Annotated in this window: 15 protein-coding genes; 9 read left to right on the forward strand and 6 right to left on the reverse strand. The window is 43.1% G+C overall.

The genetic code is table 11. From position 1 onward, the window contains the following. Positions 1-115 precede the first annotated feature (115 nt). The 3 genes from HXT29_RS05895 (at position 116) to HXT29_RS05905 (ending at position 2597) form a co-directional block, all read left to right on the forward strand. Positions 116-967, forward strand: a complete 852-nt coding sequence (locus tag HXT29_RS05895; protein WP_004118392.1) for a carbohydrate ABC transporter permease — start codon at positions 116-118, stop codon at positions 965-967. After that, positions 964-1797 carry a carbohydrate ABC transporter permease gene (locus HXT29_RS05900; RefSeq protein WP_004104804.1) on the forward strand — a complete coding sequence of 278 codons (834 nt, stop codon included), beginning with the start codon at positions 964-966 and terminating at the stop codon, positions 1795-1797. The genes HXT29_RS05895 and HXT29_RS05900 overlap by 4 nt, the downstream gene beginning before the upstream one ends. A 188-nt stretch (positions 1798-1985) precedes the next feature. Next, positions 1986-2597 carry a DUF624 domain-containing protein gene (locus HXT29_RS05905; RefSeq protein WP_004104802.1) on the forward strand — a complete coding sequence of 204 codons (612 nt, stop codon included), beginning with the start codon at positions 1986-1988 and terminating at the stop codon, positions 2595-2597. Between the two features lie 183 nt (positions 2598-2780). Here the strand turns inward: HXT29_RS05905 and malQ are convergent, their stop codons facing one another. The 5 genes from malQ to HXT29_RS05930 form a co-directional block, all read right to left on the reverse strand. Next, positions 2781-5030, reverse strand: coding sequence for a 4-alpha-glucanotransferase (gene malQ, locus HXT29_RS05910; RefSeq protein WP_101886209.1), 2250 nt, complete (start codon positions 5028-5030; stop codon positions 2781-2783). A 277-nt stretch (positions 5031-5307) separates the two neighbouring features. Then, a complete protein-coding gene (pulA, locus tag HXT29_RS05915; protein WP_174143536.1) occupies positions 5308-7317 on the reverse strand; it encodes a type I pullulanase in 2010 nt (669 codons plus the stop codon). Between the two features lie 310 nt (positions 7318-7627). Continuing rightward, positions 7628-8551 carry a sugar ABC transporter permease gene (locus HXT29_RS05920; protein WP_004104797.1) on the reverse strand — a complete coding sequence of 308 codons (924 nt, stop codon included), beginning with the start codon at positions 8549-8551 and terminating at the stop codon, positions 7628-7630. Then, positions 8548-9954: a carbohydrate ABC transporter permease gene (locus tag HXT29_RS05925; RefSeq protein ID WP_004104794.1), complete on the reverse strand. Its 1407-nt coding sequence runs from the start codon at positions 9952-9954 to the stop codon at positions 8548-8550. The genes HXT29_RS05920 and HXT29_RS05925 overlap by 4 nt, the downstream gene beginning before the upstream one ends. Before the next feature lie 159 nt (positions 9955-10113). Next, the gene (locus tag HXT29_RS05930; RefSeq protein ID WP_064340169.1) at positions 10114-11343 is read right to left on the reverse strand and encodes an extracellular solute-binding protein; all 1230 of its coding nucleotides are present in this window, start codon (positions 11341-11343) and stop codon (positions 10114-10116) included. Between the two features lie 258 nt (positions 11344-11601). Between HXT29_RS05930 and HXT29_RS05935 the strand changes: the two genes are divergently transcribed. Together HXT29_RS05935 and HXT29_RS05940 are read left to right on the forward strand one after the other, a co-directional pair. Further along, entirely contained in the window at positions 11602-13302 is a 1701-nt protein-coding gene (locus HXT29_RS05935; protein ID WP_422118348.1) for an alpha-amylase family glycosyl hydrolase, read from the forward strand. A gap of 77 nt (positions 13303-13379) precedes the next feature. Beyond that, entirely contained in the window at positions 13380-14216 is an 837-nt protein-coding gene (locus tag HXT29_RS05940) for a TraX family protein (RefSeq protein WP_004119097.1), read from the forward strand. A gap of 148 nt (positions 14217-14364) precedes the next feature. Here HXT29_RS05940 and HXT29_RS05945 read toward each other — a convergent pair whose 3' ends face one another. Next, a complete protein-coding gene (locus HXT29_RS05945) occupies positions 14365-15390 on the reverse strand; it encodes a LacI family DNA-binding transcriptional regulator (RefSeq protein WP_004118431.1) in 1026 nt (341 codons plus the stop codon). A gap of 273 nt (positions 15391-15663) precedes the next feature. Between HXT29_RS05945 and HXT29_RS05950 the strand changes: the two genes are divergently transcribed. The 4 genes from HXT29_RS05950 to HXT29_RS05965 all read left to right on the forward strand — a co-directional run bounded on the left by HXT29_RS05950 (position 15664) and on the right by HXT29_RS05965 (position 21814). After that, positions 15664-17049, forward strand: a complete 1386-nt coding sequence (locus HXT29_RS05950) for an extracellular solute-binding protein (RefSeq protein ID WP_004118447.1) — start codon at positions 15664-15666, stop codon at positions 17047-17049. Positions 17050-17096: 47 nt separating this feature from the next. Then, a complete protein-coding gene (locus HXT29_RS05955; protein ID WP_004118448.1) occupies positions 17097-18032 on the forward strand; it encodes a carbohydrate ABC transporter permease in 936 nt (311 codons plus the stop codon). 101 nt (positions 18033-18133) lie between these two features. Next, the gene (locus HXT29_RS05960) at positions 18134-18940 is read left to right on the forward strand and encodes a carbohydrate ABC transporter permease (RefSeq protein WP_032835185.1); all 807 of its coding nucleotides are present in this window, start codon (positions 18134-18136) and stop codon (positions 18938-18940) included. 126 nt (positions 18941-19066) lie between these two features. Continuing rightward, a complete protein-coding gene (locus HXT29_RS05965) occupies positions 19067-21814 on the forward strand; it encodes a TIM-barrel domain-containing protein (protein WP_257958264.1) in 2748 nt (915 codons plus the stop codon). Positions 21815-21937 lie beyond the last annotated feature (123 nt).

A 21937-nucleotide genomic window follows, 5' to 3' on the forward strand; every position in this document is an offset into this window, starting at 1 on the left:
ATATCGAAAATGACAACGTTTGACATAGCTAATTCATGTAGTAGAATGAAGTTATTGGTTCGGGACAGCGATGTCTACGTGGATGTCGCGCTCAAGGAGGAGAAAGTGACGAGTCATGATTAGTATGAGCGGAAAAGCAATACGTAAATGGTGGTGGTTATTTGCGCTGCCAACGTTTGCTGCGTTTGTTGTTGGCTTCTTAGTGCCATTTATTATGGGTGTGTACTTGAGCTTTAGAAAATTCACTACTGTGACTGATGGTAAGTTTGTGGGTTTTCGTAACTACTATAGAGCTTTAAAAGATCCGCATCTTGTTTATTCGTTTTTGTTCACAACGCTTTTTGCAGTTATTACAACAATAATTATTAATGTTATTGCTTTTGCAATTGCGTACATGCTTACTAAGAAGTTCAAGGGCACGACGATATTCAGAGCCGTGTTCTTTATGCCAAATCTTATTGGCGGTATCGTTTTAAGTTATATTTGGCAGCTCTTGTTAAATGGTATACTCGGCTACTTCAATCGTACGATTACGTTCTCTGAAGTATTCGGTTTCTGGGGCCTTGTGATTGTTGTTTGCTGGCAGCAAATTGGCTATATGATGATTATTTATATCGCAGGAATGCAGGCTCTTCCTGGAGATGTTATGGAAGCAGCTGCTGTCGATGGTGCAAGCCCAAGGCAGACTTTATTCAAGATTACTATTCCATTGATGATGCCTTCTATTACTGTTTGCACATTCTTAACAATTACCAACGGCTTCAAGCTTTTCGATCAGAACTTCGCATTAACTAACGGTGGTCCGTCAAGGAAAACAGAGATGTTAGCTCTTAATATTTATAGAACTTTCACTACTCCAAGATGTGAAGGCGTTGGTCAGGCTCAGGCAGTCATGTTCTTCATTGTCGTGGCTGTTATTGCTATGGTTCAGAATATGCTCACTAGGTCAAAGGAGGTAGCGGCATGAACGAGAAAACAAAGCATCCTGCGTTATGGACTGTGCTGTTCACTCTTATAAGCTTGTTATGGATTTTCCCTATAGCTTTAGTGGTACTGAATTCTTTCAAGTCTAAGGTTGATATTGCAAGCAATCCTTTTACTTTTAGTTCAAAATCGTTTGTTGGAATGTCTAACTACGTATTAGGTTCAAATCGTACTGATTTTCCAATGAGTTTCCTCTGGACTATTGTTGTAACTGTTGGTTCTGTAATCCTCATTCTTCTGTGCACGTCAATGTGTGCATGGTGGATTGTTCGTGTGAACAATTGGGCAGCAAAACTTCTATACGTTTTGTTCCTGTTTAACATGATTGTGCCGTTCCAGATGGTTATGTACACCCTTGCTTACATTACGAACACTTTAAAGTTGAATACTCCATGGGGATTGTGGATTATTTACTTAGGCTTTGGTGCAGGACTTGCAGTGTTTATTTTCACTGGTGTGATTAAGGGTATTCCGCAAGAACTCGAAGAGTCTGCAATGATTGATGGTGCTTCTGTGCCACGTATATTCTTCCAGATTATTGTGCCGATTATGCGACCTGCTATTATTTCGGTTTCAATCTTGCAGGCAATGTGGATTTGGAATGACTTCCTGCTTCCATTCTTGACGCTCGATCTCAACAAGTATAAGACGATTTCTATAGCTGTTCAGTATTTGAAGGGCGGCTATGGATCTGTTGAGATGGGTGCCATGATGGGCTGCTTGGTTATGGCAATTGTTCCAATCATAATCTTCTACCTCATCTGCCAGAAGTACATTATTAAAGGTGTTATGTCTGGTGCAGTAAAGGGATAAATTAATTCTCCTCCAAAATTCAAGTGGCAGTAAAAGCGGCGGTGTGCGCATACTATTACGTTTGTGCACACCGTCATTATTTTTAATAGTTACGCTAGTTTGTAATTAGGTGGTAGAGTTCGTTGTTAAAGGTATCTATAGATAGTAGAGCATAGGAATTGCGTCATAAAACCAGGAGATAGTATAGAATGATTTTCTCGTTTGGAAGCCCAGATTCAAAGTTTGCGCAAAGCATGGAAACATTTGCTGATGCCGTGTGGCTTACAATATTGATGATTTTAACAAGCATTCCTTTAATTACTATCGGTGCTTCTCTTTGTGCCGGTCATGATGCTGCAAGACGTACAGAGCAAGGTGAAGGACATATTACTGCAGCTTATTTTCGCGCGTTTGCTAGCAATTTTTTGGAATCTACTATTATTTGGGCTGTAATGGGGCCAGTTTTGCTTGCTATTATTTGGCTATGGCTTTGCGTGTGGTCTACTCCACTTTTAATTATTAAATTTATTCTGAGCATATTGTGGGTTATTGTTGCCGAATGGGTGTTTGCACTACAAGCGCGTTTTAAAAATTCAATTGATAAAACAGTGGTTAATTCTCTTATTTTTGGTATTTCGTATTGGAAAGAAACTCTTATAATGACACTGCTAGATATAGTGTTTATTGTGTTAATATTTGCATCAATCGTATATTTGCCGCAGGGTTTGCCTTTGTTGGTATTCATTGGTTGGGGATCGCTTATTATGCTGCATACTCCGATTTTAGAGCGTGTATTTGCAAAGTATATTAAGCAAGAGTAGTTGACAGTTATATGAATAATTAAAAAATTGGGGTAAGTGGCAAAAAATTAATGAGGCGAGCACTATTATAGATGCTCGCCTCACATAGGACATCATGTAAGAAATATTTTGATTTGCTACTATGCAAATCATATTCCTTACGAGGGGGAATAGAGTCAGTTCATCAGTAAACCAACCATTAAATTATACATGCTTCCGTGTATTTTCGCCGCGCATAACTGCCGTCATAGATAGCACTCGTGGTGACTTAAATACTTCATCGGTGTGAACTACACGACCATCAGCATCAGCAAGTGGAATACGCCAGTTTGGATACTCTGTACTAGTTCCAGGCTGATTCTGTGAACGCTTCTCGCCGACAGCGTCAACCAAAGCAACTTGCAAAAGCAAAGATGGGGAAGTGAGCATAATCGCATGCATAGCTTCCACAATCTCTTGTACATGGCCTTCAACATCCTCAGCAGCATCTTTGCTAATCCAGCCGTTCTCAAGAAGCATCTTCATCATTGCATCGCGTTCAGCTTGAGCAGCCTCCTGGAACGTTTCTACGGAGTCTGTAAGCAGATGAAGCTGCTCGCGAAGCTTGACATGCTCAAAGGCAAGATAACCAGCTGTAGGTGGCATATCGTGCGTAGTAACGGAAGCAAGAGCATACTCTCGATATGTAGACGGATTAGCGAAAATAATTTGCTTCTTTCCAGCCTTCTTAGTAGCAGCTTCAGCTTCGTCGTCGTGAGTGAACCATTCAACAACAGTGCCAAGCACGCCATGAGATGCAAGAACCTTAGAAACATACTTCGGAACAGTGCCCAAATCTTCGCCAATAACAACGCCGCCTGCGCGAGTTGCTTCAACAGTAAGAACTGCGAGCATTGCATCTACGTTGTAGTACACATATGCGCCGTTTCTAGCACCTTGTCCTTGTGGAATCCACCACAAGCGGAACAATCCAAGAACGTGATCAATACGAGCAGCTCCTGCGTGCAAGAACACGTTATGAACCATGTCTCGGTAAGCAATATAGCCAGTTTCATCCAAATAATTTGGATCGAATGGAGGTTGACCCCAATCCTGACCTTGCTGGTTGTAGAAATCAGGAGGAGCACCAACGCTTACGCCATTAGCAAATCGTTCCGGACTCCACCAAACGTCAGCACCGTAGCCGTGTACGCCAACTGCCATGTCTTGCATAAGACCAATTGCCATACCAGCAGCTTTAGCTTCAGCGTGAGCTGCAGCAACTTGCTCATCAGCAATCCACTGAAGCCAACGATGGAACTCAAACAAATCAGCGTGTTCGCGCTTAAGTCGCTCAATTTGCGGAGTGCCTTTGCCTGTAGTGTCAAACCACAAATTCTCGCCCCAAGGAGCACCCCAAACTTCAAACGCAACACACCAAGTTGCAAAAGCGTCAAGATCTTCACCAGAACGATGCTTAAACTCACTAAACTCGCGCTCGCGTTCGGTAGAACGAGGTTGCTTGAAAATAATACGCAACGCAGGAAGCTTGGCATCCCATGCAGCGTTGATATCTATAGGATTTGGATTATTGTTTTGAGGAGCAATAGACTCATGCAATTGCTCTACTTTAGCAAGATCCTCTCCGCTTAATTCAGCATATTCCGGAATATCTTGCGGACGAATATAAGTGACATTCAAGAACCTACGAGACTCAGGCAAGTACGGTGAAGGCTCAAGAGGTGTTACTGGAGCGCACGCATGAATTGGATTAATCAGCATAAAATCAGCCTTACCAATTTCTCCAGCATCCTTAAGTAGGCGACGCAAATCGCCGTAATCGCCAATTCCCCAAGAATCTTTTGAACGCACAGAATACATTTGCGTCATGAATCCCCAACGATGCTTTTGCTTAACGCTTTCAGGCAACGGAATACGCGCAGGTGCAGCAATCAATGTAACATCAGCGTGTTGAGCTGTCTCGCCATTCGTGTTGATTACTTTAGCATGCAAAGTGTGGTAGCCCATTGGCAAATCATCCGGAAGCTCAATGAACAAATCTCCATTGTCTTCGGATTGAATATCGCCTAACGAGCCTTCATAATCTGTTCCATCTTCGAGTGTAAGAGAAATATGAATTTGCTCTTTTTTGGCATCTCCTGCGTGAATTGGTACGCAAGTTTTTGCGCCATTAAACGAAACGACAGTTGGTGGCAATAATTCGCTAGAGCGTTTGCGCTGAACCTTCTCGTATGAAATTGCAATATTGTCTTGAGTGTCGGCAGACATGCCTAATGCATCAAGTACTCCAACTAATGCTTCATCTGTAATTTCGGTGTAGCTTCCTTGCTGATCAATATAAAAAGTGGCAACGCCGCACGCCTTAGCAAGCTTAATAAGTGGACGTGCAAGACGTTCTGCGCTTTCTTCCATAGGCTTATCAGCATCAGCTTTGCCAGTAGCTGTTGTTGTCATGGTGCTCCTTCTACTTTATGATTTGGCACATTCCTAACATCGTCGTAAGCGTGCCAAATGTGCAACTATGGCGATAGTGCGTAAATCAATACATCTCTGGATTGAAATACACCCTGCCTGTCAATTATATAAATACCTGACATCGTTTGCAAATTAGCGTTGCGACATATTTGTTAGTTTTTATAAGTAATTGCAACTAAACACAAGTGTTGTGATTACTCATGTTTAGTTGCAATCGTCTAATAGTTTATTATTTTTTTTACTTACTAAAACGCAATTACTTGTTGCTAAGCACAACAAAAGTTCTGATAGGCAAGTGTAGGGTAGCAGTGCTTTTTTCAGTTGTAATATTTACCTTGGTGTCAGGCTGTTTTCCAGTCCACTTAGCAAAATAATCACTTGAATTAAGTACGCAATGCCACTCTTGAGATTTTGCACTATGAATTGCAGGTAGTTGAATAGTTGCATCTTCATGATACATAGGATTTGCGCAAACAATTAAATTATTGCCAATGCGCGTAGCCAAAACAGTATGGTTAGACGTTTCAAGTTGTTTGCGTTTGCCGTCATACAATGAGCTATATTCAGCGCGAAGCTTTATAAGTGCACGATACCATTGAACAAGCGGATTGAAACGTTCAGTGCGCGCCCAGTCAAGCTGGTTCATTAGTACACCGCGATTATAAGAATTATCGCAACCGTGCTTAGTACGTCCAAACTCTTCTCCGCTTAGCATAAACGGCGTGCCTGCAGAGCACAAAACAATTCCAGCTGCAAACATATTAGCGTTCAAAATATCCGCAACTTGTTGTACATCTTGAGCGTCAAACTCAAAATCGCTAGCATTCTCGCGCATAGAGATACAAAGCTTATCCCACAAAGTCAAATCGTCGTGAGCAGAAGTATATTGAACAATCTGTCCAACTTCTTTACCTGCAGAAGGAGTATCACGCCATGCATTAAGAGTTTGGCGAGCCGCATCTGAGCACCAGAACTCATTGCCATTAACATATCCACGGTCGCGATGGTTCATAACATTGCCTTTGAGGGAATCGCGAGACTCGTCGCTAAACCAGCCTATGCGCTCGTTAAGAGTGTCTCTGCCGTCTTTATCTCCCATCGGAACTTTCTCATCAACAGCAGGATCCGAAGCACCCCACGGTTCTCCATACATAACAATATCTTTACCGCCAGGAAGCTTGTCTAATGCAGTTCGTGCCTGATTTAAGGTTTCAGTATCAGTCAATCCCATAAGATCGAAACGGAAGCCATCAATGTGATAGCAGCGTGCCCAATGCAGCAAAGATTCAATAATAAACCTGCGGAACATAGGATGTTCAGAAGCCATTTCATTTCCACAGCCAGAGCCGTTAGCAAAAGATCCGTCAGAGTCTCGCCTGCAGAAATACCCAGGAGCCATGCATTCGAAAGCGTTTTCTGCGGACTTGTACATGTGATTATAAACAACATCCATAATTACGCGTTGACCATTAGCATGTAATGCCGCAATCATTGCCTTGCATTCGCGAATTCGCGCAGTGCCATCGTAAGGATTGCTAGAATAAGCACCTTCAGGAACGTTGTAAGCGTGAGGATCATAACCCCAGTTGTATAGAGAATCTAATTCTTCTGCTGAAGCACCGTTTTTGCGCGCATTGTCGATTGTGGATTCGTCAACTGTTGCAAAATCGTAAATAGGTTCGAGTTGCACATGAGTAATGCCAAGCTGCTTTAAATAATCCAAGCCAGTAGGGAAGTTGCATTCAGAAGAATTTGGATTTTGCAAAGATGTATGTTCATCAGTAAAAGCGAGATATTGGCCTCTATGCTCTGGCTTAAAGCCGCCATTAGGATTGCTGCTGAAATCTGCAACATGCGTTTCCCACACAACCATTGCATGGCGCACAAACTTAGGAGACTTATCTTTATGCCAATTGGCAGGAGACACTCGCTCATCGTCTATGACAAGGCTGCGCTCACCATTTACACCGCTTGCTACACCCCAAGGGTCACTAGTTCGATTTACTGTGCCATCTTGGAAAGTAACAAGATAATCGTAGTATATGCCGTCTAAACGCTTACGGAAATTAATCCGCCAAGCTCCGTCATGCAACGGTTTCAATTCGTGTGTTTGAATTGGCTCACTGTTGTTTCCAGTTTCAAAAAGTCTTAACGTCACATTCTGTGCAGTTGGTGCCCATACGGTGAATGTTGTAGATTTAGCATTTAAAGTAAATCCAAGAGGTCCTTCGTATACAGGCCATGTTGCCGAAGATGGAGTCGTCATATAGGGTATCCTTCTTCTTTCGCTATTTTGCGAATCGTCTAAATTTTCTAAATTATTTAATCGTATTAGTAATTATACAGTTTTTAAATTTTATTATTTACTTATTGTTCTGTTATCAAGTTTTTTATGTTTTGCGGCACTATTTGGCTAAACACGGTAGGGTTTATGCGATAGCCATTATCGTATTAAGTCAAACGGCGAGTGTGTTAAGTTATTTTTTATTTTTATGTGTTCGTGTTGTCTAGCGAAAGAGAAGGCTGAAACGCTCGAAAGCGTCTCAGCCTTCAGTAGATTTATATCCTGTAAATTATCAGCCTTTAACGGAGCCAGACATGGACTCTTCGTAGAAGCGCTGCATAATAATGAACAGGATTACGATTGGTATGGAAATGCACACAGCACCTGCCGCGAATGCAGCGTACCAATCAGGTAGATACTTTTTGGTAAGCATCTCCATTAATCCGTAAGCAACTGTGTAGTTTTCCTTATTGTCTCTCACTACTGTCTTCACCATAACGAAGTCTAGCCATGGTCCCAAGAATCCAGTAATTGCTTGGAACACAATCATAGGCTTGCAGATTGGAACAATAATCTTCCAGAATACTTGCCACTTTGTGCATCCATCCAAGTATGCAGCTTCATCCAAAGACTTTGGAATAGTATCCATGTAGCCCTTCATAATGTAGAAGCCAGCACCGCTACCTGCAGAATAAACGATAATAAGTGCGATTAATACAATCGAACCTTTTGTTAAACCAAGAGCCTTCAAAATGAAGTAGATAGCAATAACAGCCATGATACCTGGGAACATACCAAGAATCAGAGCAAGATTCATGAATGTCTTACGTCCTTTGAAACGGAGACGAGACATGCAGAAGGACACTGCTAACACAAACACCAAAGAAATAATGCACACGAAAATTGACACGATCAAAGTGTTGAGGAACATTCGTGGGAAATTAATGTCATCGGTATCGGTAAATAACTTTATATAGTTATTTAGTGAGTATTCAGTTGGGAAGAAGGTTTTCTGATAGGAACCAGTGTTCTTGTTGAAGCTTTCTAACAAAACCCACAAGATTGGAATCAACCAAATAACTGACAACACCAGCAAGAACAGATGCGAGAAAGTATCTCCAATTACTCTTCTGACATGTTGATCTTTAAGGAAAGAAACACTACGAGTGCTCTTTACAACAGCTTCTTCGTTCTTAGTTGTAGTTTTATCACTCACCGGAATCCCTCCTCATTCTTGTAAGATCCAGAGTTGCGATACGTAATCAGTGCTACGACGGCAAGTACCATGAATGTCAAAATACCAATTACTGCACCTGCGTTGTAGTTTTGCTGGTCAACAGTCAACTTGTAGAGCCATGTGATAAGCAAGTCGGTGCCGCCTGCACTGTTGACTTTGCTACTTGCTGGGCCACCTTTTGTTAAGAGGTAAATAACGTTGAAGTTATTGATGTTGCCAGTAAAGGTAGTAATCAAATATGGAGTCATAACAAAGATGATGTATGGCATTGTGACGTTCATGAAACGTTGCCACCAACCTGCGCCATCGAGCTCTGCAGCTTCGTAAAGTTCTGCAGGAACGTTCTGCAAGATACCTGTAATCTGCATGATGGTGAATGGGATACCAACCCAAAGATTGATAAGAATTACCGTCACTCGAGCCCAAGTTACATCCGTAAGGAAAGGAAGCTCTTGATGTATCCAACCGTTTTGCTTAAAGACAATGTTAATAACACCGTTCTGGCTAAGCATATTGTTCATAATAAGCAATGAAACAAACTGCGGAACTGCAATTGTAAGTGAGAAGCAAGTTCGCCACAATCCCTTAAGACGAGTGGACTTTCTATTGATTATCATTGCAATGAACATGCCGAGGAAGAAGTTCAGGAAGGTTGCAAGGAATGCCCAAACAAGAGTCCAGATTAATACGTCAAAGAATACGTCAGCTTTAATTAAATCACTTTTTCCGGTTAAGAATTGAGAAAAAACGTCTAACCCAATCCAGCTGAATTTTTGTTGATGATTCTCATCATAGCTTGTGAAAGCCATAGAAATCATGAAGAACAATGGCAAAATTGTGAATAACACAATGCCAGCAGTTGGAAGAGTCATAAAACCGACGTGTGCTTTTTCGTCAAGAAGAGTCTTAGCATCATCAATGAAATTAAGTGGCTTCTTGCCGTCTGCCATTACAGATTGCGCTTTGTACGCGCTGCGAAGAGCGAGAGTTGCCAGATATACAAGCAATACAATCGCTAATATCGACATAACTCCATACAGTAAAATTTCTACAGAATTATCGCCCGCACTGTATCGCCAGAATCCGTTGACTTTAACTCTGCCCTGTTCTACTGTGCCAAGAGTGTTAATTTTTGGAAGATAATCCAATCCAATTGTAAATAAGAATCCGAATAAAGCTGCTTCACACGCTAAGAATATAACGCCTTTGATGTATTGCTTGCGGACAAAATTGCCAAAGCCAAATATAACAACAGAAATCCATGAAAGAATGTCCGCATGTTTTGCAGCCTCTTTCAGTGAATAAGGTGAAGGAGCAAAGCGTTCTGCAGTTGACGTCTTCTTCTGGCGTCTTTCTCGCTTTGTGGATGTCGTGCCAGTCATGACATGCCTTTCATGTAAACAAAATTATTTTGTAGAAGATAAACAATGCGCCCCACCCCTTGCCGGAGCGGGGGCTGGGGCGCATTGTTTTACTCAAAGTGCATAAAACACTGCTTATGCATCTATTTAGATTTGTTGGCTAGAGTAAGTTTTGTTTACTTACTTCTCTAGGCCCTTAGCAAATTCTGCGGTCTGCGCGGCAGCATTATCGCCAGTAATCTTACCGGTGGAGATAGAAGTGCCGAATGCTTGAACTGGATCCCAGAACTTACCCATTTCAGGAATTGCTGGCTGCAAGACAGAAGTCTTAGCAATGGTTTCCATCTGAGCAACAGCAGCTGGCTCTGCCTTTACGCTGTCAGCAAGGGACTTGTCAGAAGGAATTGCACCTTCCTTTTCGAAAGCAATCTGCTGGGACTTCTTGGAGCCCAAGAATGCAGCGAACTTAGCAGCCATCTCTGGAGACTTGGTGTTGGTGTTGTAAGCAACAGCCTTAGAACCAGCGAAGGACTTCATCTGGTGCTCGCCAGACTCAGTCTTGAAGGTTGGAAGAGCAGCTGCAGCATAGTTATCCTTCAAGGCGTCCTTAACCTTGGCTGCATCCCAAGAACCGGAGAATATTGCATCAACGGAGCCGTCCTTCAAGCCAGCCAAGCCGCGACCATTTCCATCAAGTACGAAGTGCTTTTCGTTTCCAACGAGCTTTGTTGCAATGTACTTGGTAACTTCAGCAGCCTTATCACTGAGCTTCATGCCAGCCTTAGCATCGTTTCCACTTTCGCCGAAGAGAGTCATATTGCCATCGAGGTAGAAGCCTGGGAGATACCAAGCATTAGCAAGATCGAATGAAACCTTGCCTTTTTCAAGCATCTTGTCGAGGGACTTAACGTCATCAGCGGAGAACTTGGACTTGTTGTAGTACATGAACCAAGTGTTGCCGGTGTAAGGAACGCCGTAAAGCTTACCGTCCTGAGCGGTAACAGACTTGATCAAAGTATCTTCGTTCTGTTCCTTAACTTGCTTTGTGGCGTCATCGCTTAATTCGCCGATTGCTCCAGCCTTTACCAAGTCGCCGAGCTGATCGTTAGGGAAGAGGAACACATCAGCAGCAGCCTTAGCATCCTGCTTAACAGCCTTAGCAGCGTCTGGTGGCTCAACAACAGCGTTCTTGAAAGTAACGTTTGGATTTTCCTTCTTGAATTCTGCTTCAACAGTCTTAATCCAGCCGCCATCTTTCTGATCGTCAGCAGAACCCCAAACGGTGAGCTGAACAGGTGCTGAATCAGCAGCCTTCTTATCGCTATTGTTAGTGCTTGAACCGCAAGCTGCAAATCCAAACAAAGTAGCAACTGCAAGACCTGCACCCAGCATCTTCTTAATATTCGTCATCCTTGACCTCCTATATCATGCCAAAAACCGGCATATCATTTGGTGGCGTAGTAACGGACTCCGTTGTGGCGCAACATCGCGATTGCTGCGTAGAGCAGCGTCACAAGTCTCACAAATCCGTTCGTAAGCACTGTGTAGTATACACGGATATCGTGTCGTTTGCAAATGAGTGGCGGGTTAGTCTGTATATTTTGCCCTATAAATTTTTTCAAGTGGTTGTGTGTAAACTAAGTAGCACAACGCTAGAAGGGTGAAATAATGGCATTATACGATCATGCTCAGTGGCTTAAAGACGCGGTTTTTTACGAAATCTATCCGCAAAGTTTTTGTGATTCCAATGGCGATGGCATAGGCGATATTCAAGGAATTATCGAAAAGTTAGACTATGTAAAATCGCTTGGTTGCAACGCAATTTGGCTTAATCCCTGCTATGACTCGCCTTTTAAAGATGCGGGCTATGACGTGCGCGACTACAAAAAAGTAGCTGCGCGTTACGGAACGAACGAAGATTTAAAGCAGCTTTTTAGTGAAGCTCACAATCGAGGAATCCGCATATTGCTTGACTTAGTGCCGGGTCATACGAGTGAAGAACACGAGTGGTTTAAGGAAAGTTCGAAAGCTGAAGAAAACGAATTTAGCAAGCGATATATTTGGACAGACAGTGCGTTTAGCGGCTATTCTATGCCGTTTATTGGCGGTGAAACTGAGCGTGACGCCACTTATATTCTAAACTTCTTCAAATGTCAGCCTGCATTAAACTACGGTTTTGCACATAGGGATCGAGCTTGGCAATCCGCTCCAGATTCCAAAGAAGCGGCAGAAACTCGCGCTGCAATGGTTGATATTATGCGATTTTGGCTTTCGCTTGGTGCGGATGGATTCCGAGTTGATATGGCTGATTCGCTTGTAAAAAACGATGACAATAATGGCGAAGGAAGCCTTGGCAAAGACAATACAATTCGCGCATGGCAGGAAATGCTTGGCACTGTGAAAGAAGAGTATCCGCAGGCTGCTTTTGTGTCCGAATGGGGCAGACCACGTCAGGCTCTTACTGCAGGATTCGACATGGACTTCTATTTGAATTGGCGCTGGGATGGAAACCCTAACGGTTACGCACGTTTAGCTCGTGATGTTGATAATGCTTTAGACGGCAATCCTGAGCATGATCACAGCTACTTTAATGCGCACGGCGGCGGCAGTATTTGCCCATTTTTAGACGATTATTGCCCACAATATGAGTCAACCCATTCGCAAGGTTACTTTAGTTTCATCACGTGCAATCACGATACGCCGCGTCTTGCTCCGCGTCTTGGCGATCGTGAGCGTCGCGTGGCTTTCGGCATGATACTCACTATGCCAGGCGTGCCATTCGTGTATTATGGCGACGAAATTGGCATGAAATATCGCGATATTCCAACAAAAGAAGGCGGCTACGCTCGTACGGGCACTCGTACGCCAATGCAATGGGACGATGCAAAGAATTTTGGCTTCTCGATGGCTGCAAAATCTAAATTATACTTGCCTGTTGAAGCGCGAGCAGACGGAAGAACTTGCGCAAATTCTCGAAAACAAGCAATGGAAAGTGGTGAAATTCCAACTGTTTCTGCGCAAATTAATTGCGAAGATTCCTTCCTTTCGTGGGTGCGCTCGCTTATTGCGCTTCGCCATAGTCGCAAATCTTTGCAAGCTGACGCGTCTTGGAGAGTTTTGTATGCTCCGGTTGACGGCCGCGGCTTTGCTTACGAGCGTTGCGCAAAAGGTGACGTAGGAGAATCAGCTGTGGAACGAAGCATTGTGGTTATGAACCCAGGTGTAAATAGCGAAACAGTTTCATTAGAAGCATTAGCGAATCTTACGCAAGAATCTGCTTACAATCCATTACTGAAAATTGGAGAAATATCAGTTAATGGTGATTGCTTAACACTCGGCGCTCAAAGTTTTGCAGTGTTTGGAATGTAAATTACAGGTTAGTTAGATACGTAACTACAGATAAAGTTTATATAAACTAGGTATGCGCAAATAAACAAGGACGTGCAATGGGTATTAATAGTGGTAAAGCAATAATGCGTGATAGCGGTAACGCGAATAAGGAAATGCTTGACGCAAACGGCAAACCAATTCGTGCTGACCGTAACATAAAAACTGGAATCACGCTCAATAAACTTAAAATGCTCGGCGCTTTTATGCTTATGCTAGGTGCATTTAGTAACACAGTAATTGCACGAATGTTCGGCGGAACAGTAACCAATAATATGTTCGCATTGACAGTCATATTAGTTTGCGAATTTATAAGCTGGACTGCAGTGCCATGGTATGCGTGGATATTAGTACGCGGATATCACAATACTCATAATTTGAATCTTTACATGTTAAGATTGTTGATTTTAGCAGTGGTCTGCGAAGTTCCATACGATTTGGTGAATTCAAAATGTTTGTTCGACATGCGTTCGCAAAATCCTGTATTTGCAATGGTTATCGCACTATTTGTACTTTCGAGTATAGATACAATTAGGGAGCGTTTAAGCGGATTTAGTAAAGGTTTTGCTATTACTGTGCTTATCATTGCGGGTCTTCTTTGGAATTTGATAGGAAAAGTTTTTGTGCAGCATGGAATTTTCTTCGGCGGTGTAACTTTGCTTATTTTCGTACTTCTTTTTGAATTATTAAAAAAGCGCGAAATTACTATGGAGATGACTGCAGGAATGTTCGGTGCTATGTCGATGCTTGCACCTGGTATTGGTGTGGCTGTGTTGCATTATCGTAGCGCTTATGGTGATGGTCCTAAAAACTCGACGACATTCCGTTGTGTTATGTATGTGTGGTATCCGCTGATGTTGATCATTGCGTCAGTGTTTGCAGTATTCTTGCGTTGAAAACATTTCGTAGCAGTTTTTGGATTTGTTTGTAAGGCGAGTTTTACCGCAAATCAGGGTTTATAGCAAATCAGGGTTTGCTATAAAGCGAGTTTGGTACTACGCCTTGCATAGCGTTTAAACCTAGTTTTCTAATCTGATTCGCTAATCAGTTTGCAGATGTAATGTCTGGGGCAGGACCAGTTGAGTTTCGGATTAGAAGCTGAAGCGGAGCTGTAATATGGCGTCTTGTAATTGGCTGCTCGTTAATAAGTGCTAAAGCAATATTTGCGGCTTGCTGAGCCATCAGACATGGATTTTGTCGAATGGTAGTTAAGCCTAATGCTTCTGCAAAAGTACTATTGTCAAAACCAATAATAGACAAATCTTCTGGCACTCGTATGCCTAGTTTTTGTAAACGAAACAGGAACGGTATAGCTGTGGAATCTTGGTGAAAGCACAGTGCAGTAGGAGGGTTGCTGCTTGAAAATAGTTCTGAAATAGTGGCATCTAAGGGATTGTCTCCAAAGTCAATTGGTAAGATTTTCCCTTGAACTCCTGGTGTATCGTTGCATATCGTTTCAAAACTGGTAATTCGTCTCGAAGAACTGAAGCGAAGTGGTGAATTAAAATGTTCGTAAACATACAGTAGTTTTTTGTGGCCTAAAGTAGTGAGATGGCGCACTGCAAGTTTAATTCCTGCAGTATCGTCAATGCTGATTGCTGCAGAAAGAATTTTAGACGCTACACAATTAATGCCCACAATAGGTACCTTTATGCGTTGAAGTTGCTCTGCCTCATTGTTGCTGATATCGAAAGAAGATACGATTACGGCATCAGTATTACCGCGTAAAGGTAGTTCTTTGAAGAAAGTTTTACGCTGTTCGATACCATCTACTGAATAAATTACTAGATCATATCCGGCTGCGTGCAACGTAGCGTTTAATCCTTCAATAATAGAAGCACTAAACCATTCTATGCGACTGCTACCAATAAGTAGTGCTATGCGGTATGATTTGCCTGATTTCAGTACTCCTGCGGTTCTTGATACAGTAAAGTCGAGTTGTTCTGCTGCTTGCGTAACTTTTGCTCGTGTTGCTGGCGCTACTTTGTCTGGGTGAGCGAAAGTTCTAGAGACAGTGGCTATGGAAACCCCTGCTAGCGTAGCTACATCGCTAATACTGTTTTTTGACATTTTATTTCTTCTGTTCTTTGTTTTTGCTCAAATATGAAGAGTGTTATATATACCCTTCAAAAAGAACATATAAGTGTTATGTAAATACAATAAATGTAAAGGTTTACATTTTTAGACACGCGGGTAAAAAAGTATTTATTTTCGCAAAAATGGTGCAGTTTAACGGATTCGAAATGAAAACCTTTACATTCACATTTTTTCTGTTTGACCAGTGAAAACTTTTCGCAATATTATAGATTTTACCCATTAATTTCACGAAGAAGTGGAGTAACAATGAACATTAGAAAAATATGTATTTCATGTGTCGCTGTTTTAGGCATGCTTGCTAGTGTTAGCGCGTGTGGCAGCAATTCTGCCGGTGTAACCGACACAAAAAAAGATAAAGGTTTGCCGGTAATGGGTGAAGCATTGAAATATAACCCTAACCATCTTGTTAATCAAGGCAAGCCAATTGCTTTGGAATATTGGAGCTGGGGAGACAGTAGTACCGACCCAATCTACGATATGATCAAGCAGTATACGAAAATCTACCCTAACGTAACGTTCAAAACGAAGAACGTTGCTTGGGACGATTATTGGACAAAACTACCGTTAGCACTCAAAGGCAAAAGCGGCCCAGCTCTGTTCAATATTCACAATTCCAAGGATGAGCTTATACGCCCATACGCTGCCGACTACAACGTTGACAAGGCAGCAATGGAAGCTGACTACAGCTCTTCTGTCGCACACGAAGATTCCAACGGAAAAGTAAAGTATATTGACTCGGTCATCAATACTGGCAATATTTACTACAATAAAAAGCTTTGGAAAGAAGCCGGTTTAACAGAAGCAGATATTCCTACGACTTGGGACGAGTTGCGCGAGGTGGCAAAGAAACTTACCAAGTGGAACGGTTCCAAAATGGTACAAGCCGGTTTCAATGTTAATGGTGATGCATACGCTGCAATCAACCAAGGCTTGAACTATCAACGTGGCGAACTTGCGTTCGATAAAAGTGGCAAAAAGCCTAATTTTGACAACAAAATTACGCGCGAAAACATGCAATTCCTAAAGAATTTGTACGACAAAGACAAAGTTATTGCAACAGACTTCGGTACTGATTACACGCAAAGTTTTGGCAACGGACAATCCGGAATGGTATACGCTTGGGGTTGGCTTGAAGGCCTACTGAAAGAAAAATATCCGAACGTAGAATACGGTATTTTCCCAACTCCAACATTCACGAAAGAAACGCCATTCGCTTATGATCGCTACAATGGCGAATCTACTCCAGGAATCAACGCTCACCAAAGTAAAGAACAGCAGGCCGTGGCACAAGACTTTATCAAGTTCATTCTCGCTAACGACGCTTTTATTCGCTCTGCAGTGAAACATCTGAACTCGTTCCCAGCGAAGAAATCGCTACAGAACGATCCAGAGATTCTTAAGGCCCCGGTAATGGCGGCTATTCAGCCTCGCGTGAATAGGTTGATTTGGCCAGGCATCACTCCTTCTACGGTGGAAACCAGCAGCAAGGCAGCGTTCCAAAACGTTATGCAAAATGGTCAATCTATTGATTCCGCAGTAAAAGAAGCACAGGCGACCATGGTAAAAGACATGAAGAATTCCAACTTTAAGTCTGCAGAAAGCAAGTATGAATTCTTCAAAGAACACAAGTAAAGATTCATAAACTGAAGTGTGTTCTTTCAAGTAAGGCAAGGGAAATCATGGAACAATTAGATCAGAAATCTCATTCAACTCCTCTAGGGAAAAAATTTGGTGGTATAGCAAAAGTAACCGCTGCGTTGTCTCGAACCTTCTCATTTCGCAATGTGGCAGTGACATTTCTGGTTGCTTATTTCGCGATTTTCCTTGCCTATCCTATTTATAAAGCGTTTGCCGGCAGCTTCCACGAGTGGAATCCGTTGGTTGGAACGTACAACTGGGTTGGGCTCGATAATTTCAAACAGATTTTAACCGACGGCCTATTTTGGAAGTCAATCGGTAATACAGCTATTTTCATGACAATATCCGTAATTTTCCGCATTATTCTCGGTTTGGGTTTGGCAATGTTGCTCAGCTCCAAGCTCGTGCATTGCAAAGATTCGCTGCGTGGCCTATTTTATATGCCAACGATTACACCACTTGTCGCAGTAAGCTTCGTGTGGATGTGGATGTTTGATCCGCAGTTTGGCATGATTGATAAAGTTACGGGATTGAATATTAATTGGCTGCACAGTTCTACTTGGGCCATGCCGGCAATTATTATCATGACCATTTGGAAAGATTTTGGCTACGCAACCGTGCTATATTTAGCAGGCTTAATGAACCTTCCCAAAGATGTGTATGAAGCAGCCGATATTGATGGTGCTAACAGTGTGCAAAAATTCTTCCGCATTACTTTGCCTCTACTCAAACCTACAACGTTATTCATTGTGATCACGTCAATGATTGCTTACCTGCAAGCCTACGTGCAGATTTTAGTTATGACTAACGGTGGCCCAGGAACAGCAACTTACACTATTAGCTACTTGATCTTTGATCAAGCCTTCCAAAAGTATAACTTTGGTATTGCGTCAGCCATGAGCGTAGTGCTTTTTATCTTTACTGGCGTACTCACGATAATCATGTTCAAAGCTTCTGAGGACGGTGAGTTGGTGTGAGCAATAAAACGGAAACGACTGGAGTTGTTGTTACGGTGCCGGCTAAGGGGGGTATTGTGAAAAAATTACGTAACTGTGCAAGAAGCAGCACTCGTCATGCTGTGTTGAGTTGGTCGCTTACTATTTTTCTTTTTCTGCTTTCTGCGCTAACAATTATTCCATTTGTGTGGATGTTCATTTCTTCATTTGCACCAAATAGTGATATTGTGCGTGTCGATGGTGGACTATTTCCTATGCCTAGTACGTTTGATAACTACGTTGGTATTCAGGAAAAATTTGATTTCTTGAGATTATTCTGCAACTCGTTGTTTGTTGCTGTAGCAAAAACGGTAATTGCCATTTATACCAGCGCAGTGTTGGGATATGTATTTGCAAAAATGCGTTTCCGTTGCCGTAATTTGCTTTTTGGTATAGTGATGAGCACCATGATGGTTCCGTGGGCTGTAACTATTATTCCGCAGTACGATATGATGACAAGTTTCGGTTGGCAAGATACGTACCGAGCCTTAATTGTCCCGGGATTAATTAGCGCTTTCGGCATTTTCCTCTTCCGTCAGTCAATAACAGGTATTTCTGACGAACTCATTGAAGCTGCAAAACTGGACGGAGCATCTGATTTTCGTATTTTCCACAGTATTATTCTTCCTATGAGCCATAACACGATTGCGGCGCTCGCCATCTTTACTTTCTTGTGGAACTGGGAGGACTATCTGTGGCCGTTCTTGATGATTTCGGACGAAAAGAAGCAGCTGCTCGCAGTGGGCTTGAAGGTGTTTACTGGGCGATATGGCACTGATTATGGTGGCTTGTTTGCAGCGACTTCTTTGGCGATTGTGCCAGTTATTATAGTGTACGTAATTTTCCAAAAGCAGTTTATTGCAGGTATTTCCACTGGTAGCGGTAAGTAACCCGCATAAGTGAAGAGAAGATACGTAAGTGTTGTGCGCGAAAGCGTGGTGCAACAAGTGTTGTATGACAAATGTTGTGTGACAAATGTTGCAGTGTGGCATTGCGTACTGAGTAAAGGTGCTGCTATGAGTGTGATAAATATAAGCAATCAAGATAAATCACAAATTATCGGTGAAGCTGTGACGTATTCGGATTCGCAATCTCAAATTTTTGCTGACCTTGCAAATTCGCAGTATGCAAAGGCGCAGGATAGTCAGGTAATTAAGGGCGAAAAGTGGCGAATTACAGTTATTACAGATTCGCTGTTGCGTCTTGAGTGGAGTGACGATGGAGAGTTTGTTGACAATCCTACGCAAACTGTGATTTGTCGCAATTTTGCTCAGAAGAGCGCGGATGCTCAGCCACAATTTAGTGCGCATAAAAACGAAAATGGATGGCTGGAAGTAGAAACTGAAAAGCTTCACCTTACTTATAACTGCGAAGCTTTTAGCAAAGAAGGCTTAAGTATTGTTGTGCGCGGAGTGCCATGTACGCAGTTTAATACGTGGCATTATGGCGACGATTGCCCGGGAAATCTTCTTGGAACTTTTAGAACTTTGGATCAGGCGAACGGCCCAGTAAAGCTCGATAAAGGCATACTTTCGCGCGATGGATGGTCTATTTTAGATGATTCTGCAACTTGCGAAATTGCTCCGGCTGAGGAAATAAATGGTAAATCAAACCCGTATGGGGCTTGGGTTAAGTCGCGTGCGCACAAGGTTAGTGAGCAAGCTGGAAGATATAAAGACTTGTATTTCTTCGGCTACGGACACCACTACATTCAAGCAATTCAAGACCTTTATAAGCTCACAGGTGCTCAGCCGCTGCTTCCACGTTTTGCGCTAAGCAATTGGTGGAGCAGATACTATCGCTACCATCAAGACGAATATTTGCAATTGCATAATCGTTTTAAACGCGAAGGCATACCTTTCAGTGCAGCTGTTATTGACATGGATTGGCATGTTACGGATGTTGATGCAAAATATGGTTCCGGTTGGACTGGTTACACGTGGAATGAGGAACTTTTCCCGGATCATCGCGCTTTTTTGCGTAAACTTAACGCTGCTGGCTTGGCTCCAACTTTGAACTTGCATCCGCGCGACGGCGTGCGTGCGTTTGAAAAAGATTATCCGCAAGTTGCGCGAGAGATGGGAATTGATCCTGCAAGCGGTGAAGCTGTGGAATTTGATTTAACAAATCCGCAATTTGTTGAAGCTTACTTCAATATGCATCATCGTATGGAAGATGAAGGCGTGCGATTTTGGTGGATTGACTGGCAGCAGGGAGGCGTGACGCGCGAGCCTGGTTTGGATCCTCTTTGGATGCTAAATCACATGCATTATGAGGATGCTGCGCGCGAAGGTCGCTGGCCGCTTACATTCTCTCGTTATGCTGGGCCTGGTTCGCATCGCTACCCAGTTGGATTCTCGGGAGATACCGTTACTACTTGGGATTCGCTTGCTTTCCAAACTTATTTTACTGCTACAGCTTCCAATATTGGCTACGGATGGTGGAGTCACGATATTGGCGGACACATGCTTGGCGTTAGAAATAACGAGCTGGAAGCGCGATGGTACGCTTTCGGCGCGTTTAGTCCTATTAATCGTTTGCACTCGACTTGTTCGCCGTTTGCTGGAAAAGAGCCGTGGAATTTCCCTCCGGAAACTCGCGAAGCAATGGTGAAAATGCTTCGTTTGCGCGCGGAACTTTTGCCATACGTTTATACGATGAATTATCGCGCAGCTTTTGAAGGCAGACCGATTGTTGAGCCAATGTACTGGCAGTCGCCGGAAGTTGGCATGGCTTACGAAATTCCTAACGAATACCGTTTTGGAAGTGAGCTTATAGTAGCGCCGATTGTTTCTCCTAATGATGCGGCTGCTTTGCGCGGATGTGCTGGAGTTTGGTTGCCGGAAGGTGATTGGTACGATTTATTTGACGGGCGCAGGTATGTGTCTCGCGGCTTGAATGGTCGCAGATTTGAAGCATGGCGCTCGCTTGATCGCGTGCCTGCTTTTGCGTGTGCTGGAGCAATTGTGCCTCTGCAAGTTTTGCCGGAAGTTGCAGATTGCGAGCGTAGTGCTGATGCTGCTGAATCGGTTAATAGCATTGAAAATCCGCGGGCTTTGCGAATTCTTGCATTCCCTGGAGCTGACGGCGAGTTCGTAATGCGAGAAGATAACGGTGACTTTGCTGCAGCGTCTGCTGGGAATACTGCCAACACGCGTATGAATTTTGTGTGGCGAGACGGCAATGGTTCTTCGCAATTCATTATTTCAGGCATTGCCGGGGAAGATGCTGCCGTAAAATCTGTGCCGCAAAAACGCAACTGGAATGTTGTATTTAGAGGAGTTGCTTGCACAGATTTTGCTCACGTGCGCGTGTTTGTGGGGAGCCAAGAGCTTAACGCAAGCGAGTTTGCGATTTCTTACGAAGGTGAAGAGTCGACTTTGAGTTTGTCGGTTTCTGTAAAAGACGTGCCGGCTCGTTCGGAAATTCGCGTAATTGTTGACGGAGGATTGCAAGTTGCTGCCGATCCTAAAGTTGGTGACGCTTACCGATTCCTGCTTCAAGCACAAGTGCCGTACCGCGGTAAGGAAATGGCTTTTGATGCAGTGAGCGAGGCTAACGGAAGTGCAGGCGCTATTGCTGCAATCTCAACTCTTGAATACGAAAACGAATCGGAAGCAGAAAAGTATCGCAACAATGTTGATATGCTTAACGCTTACGCAACTGATCAGCCTTCCGTAGTGAAGTGGGCGCAATGGCGTTGCACTCTGCCTGTTTCTGTGAAGCATGCGCTTGAGGAGATTTTGCTGCGCTCGGTTGAGTGATTTAATCTGCGCCAGTAACGAAAAAACGGAGTTATGCATTGCCTGCGCAGCGTGACGACCTGCCTGAGCGATGCGATTTAGCGCGCGAAGGCAACTCGGAGCGCCGAGCTTGCTCAAGATTGA

Source organism: Gardnerella sp. DNF00550, from assembly GCF_049262685.1.
Taxonomy (GTDB): Bacteria; Actinomycetota; Actinomycetes; order Actinomycetales; family Bifidobacteriaceae; genus Bifidobacterium; species Bifidobacterium leopoldii.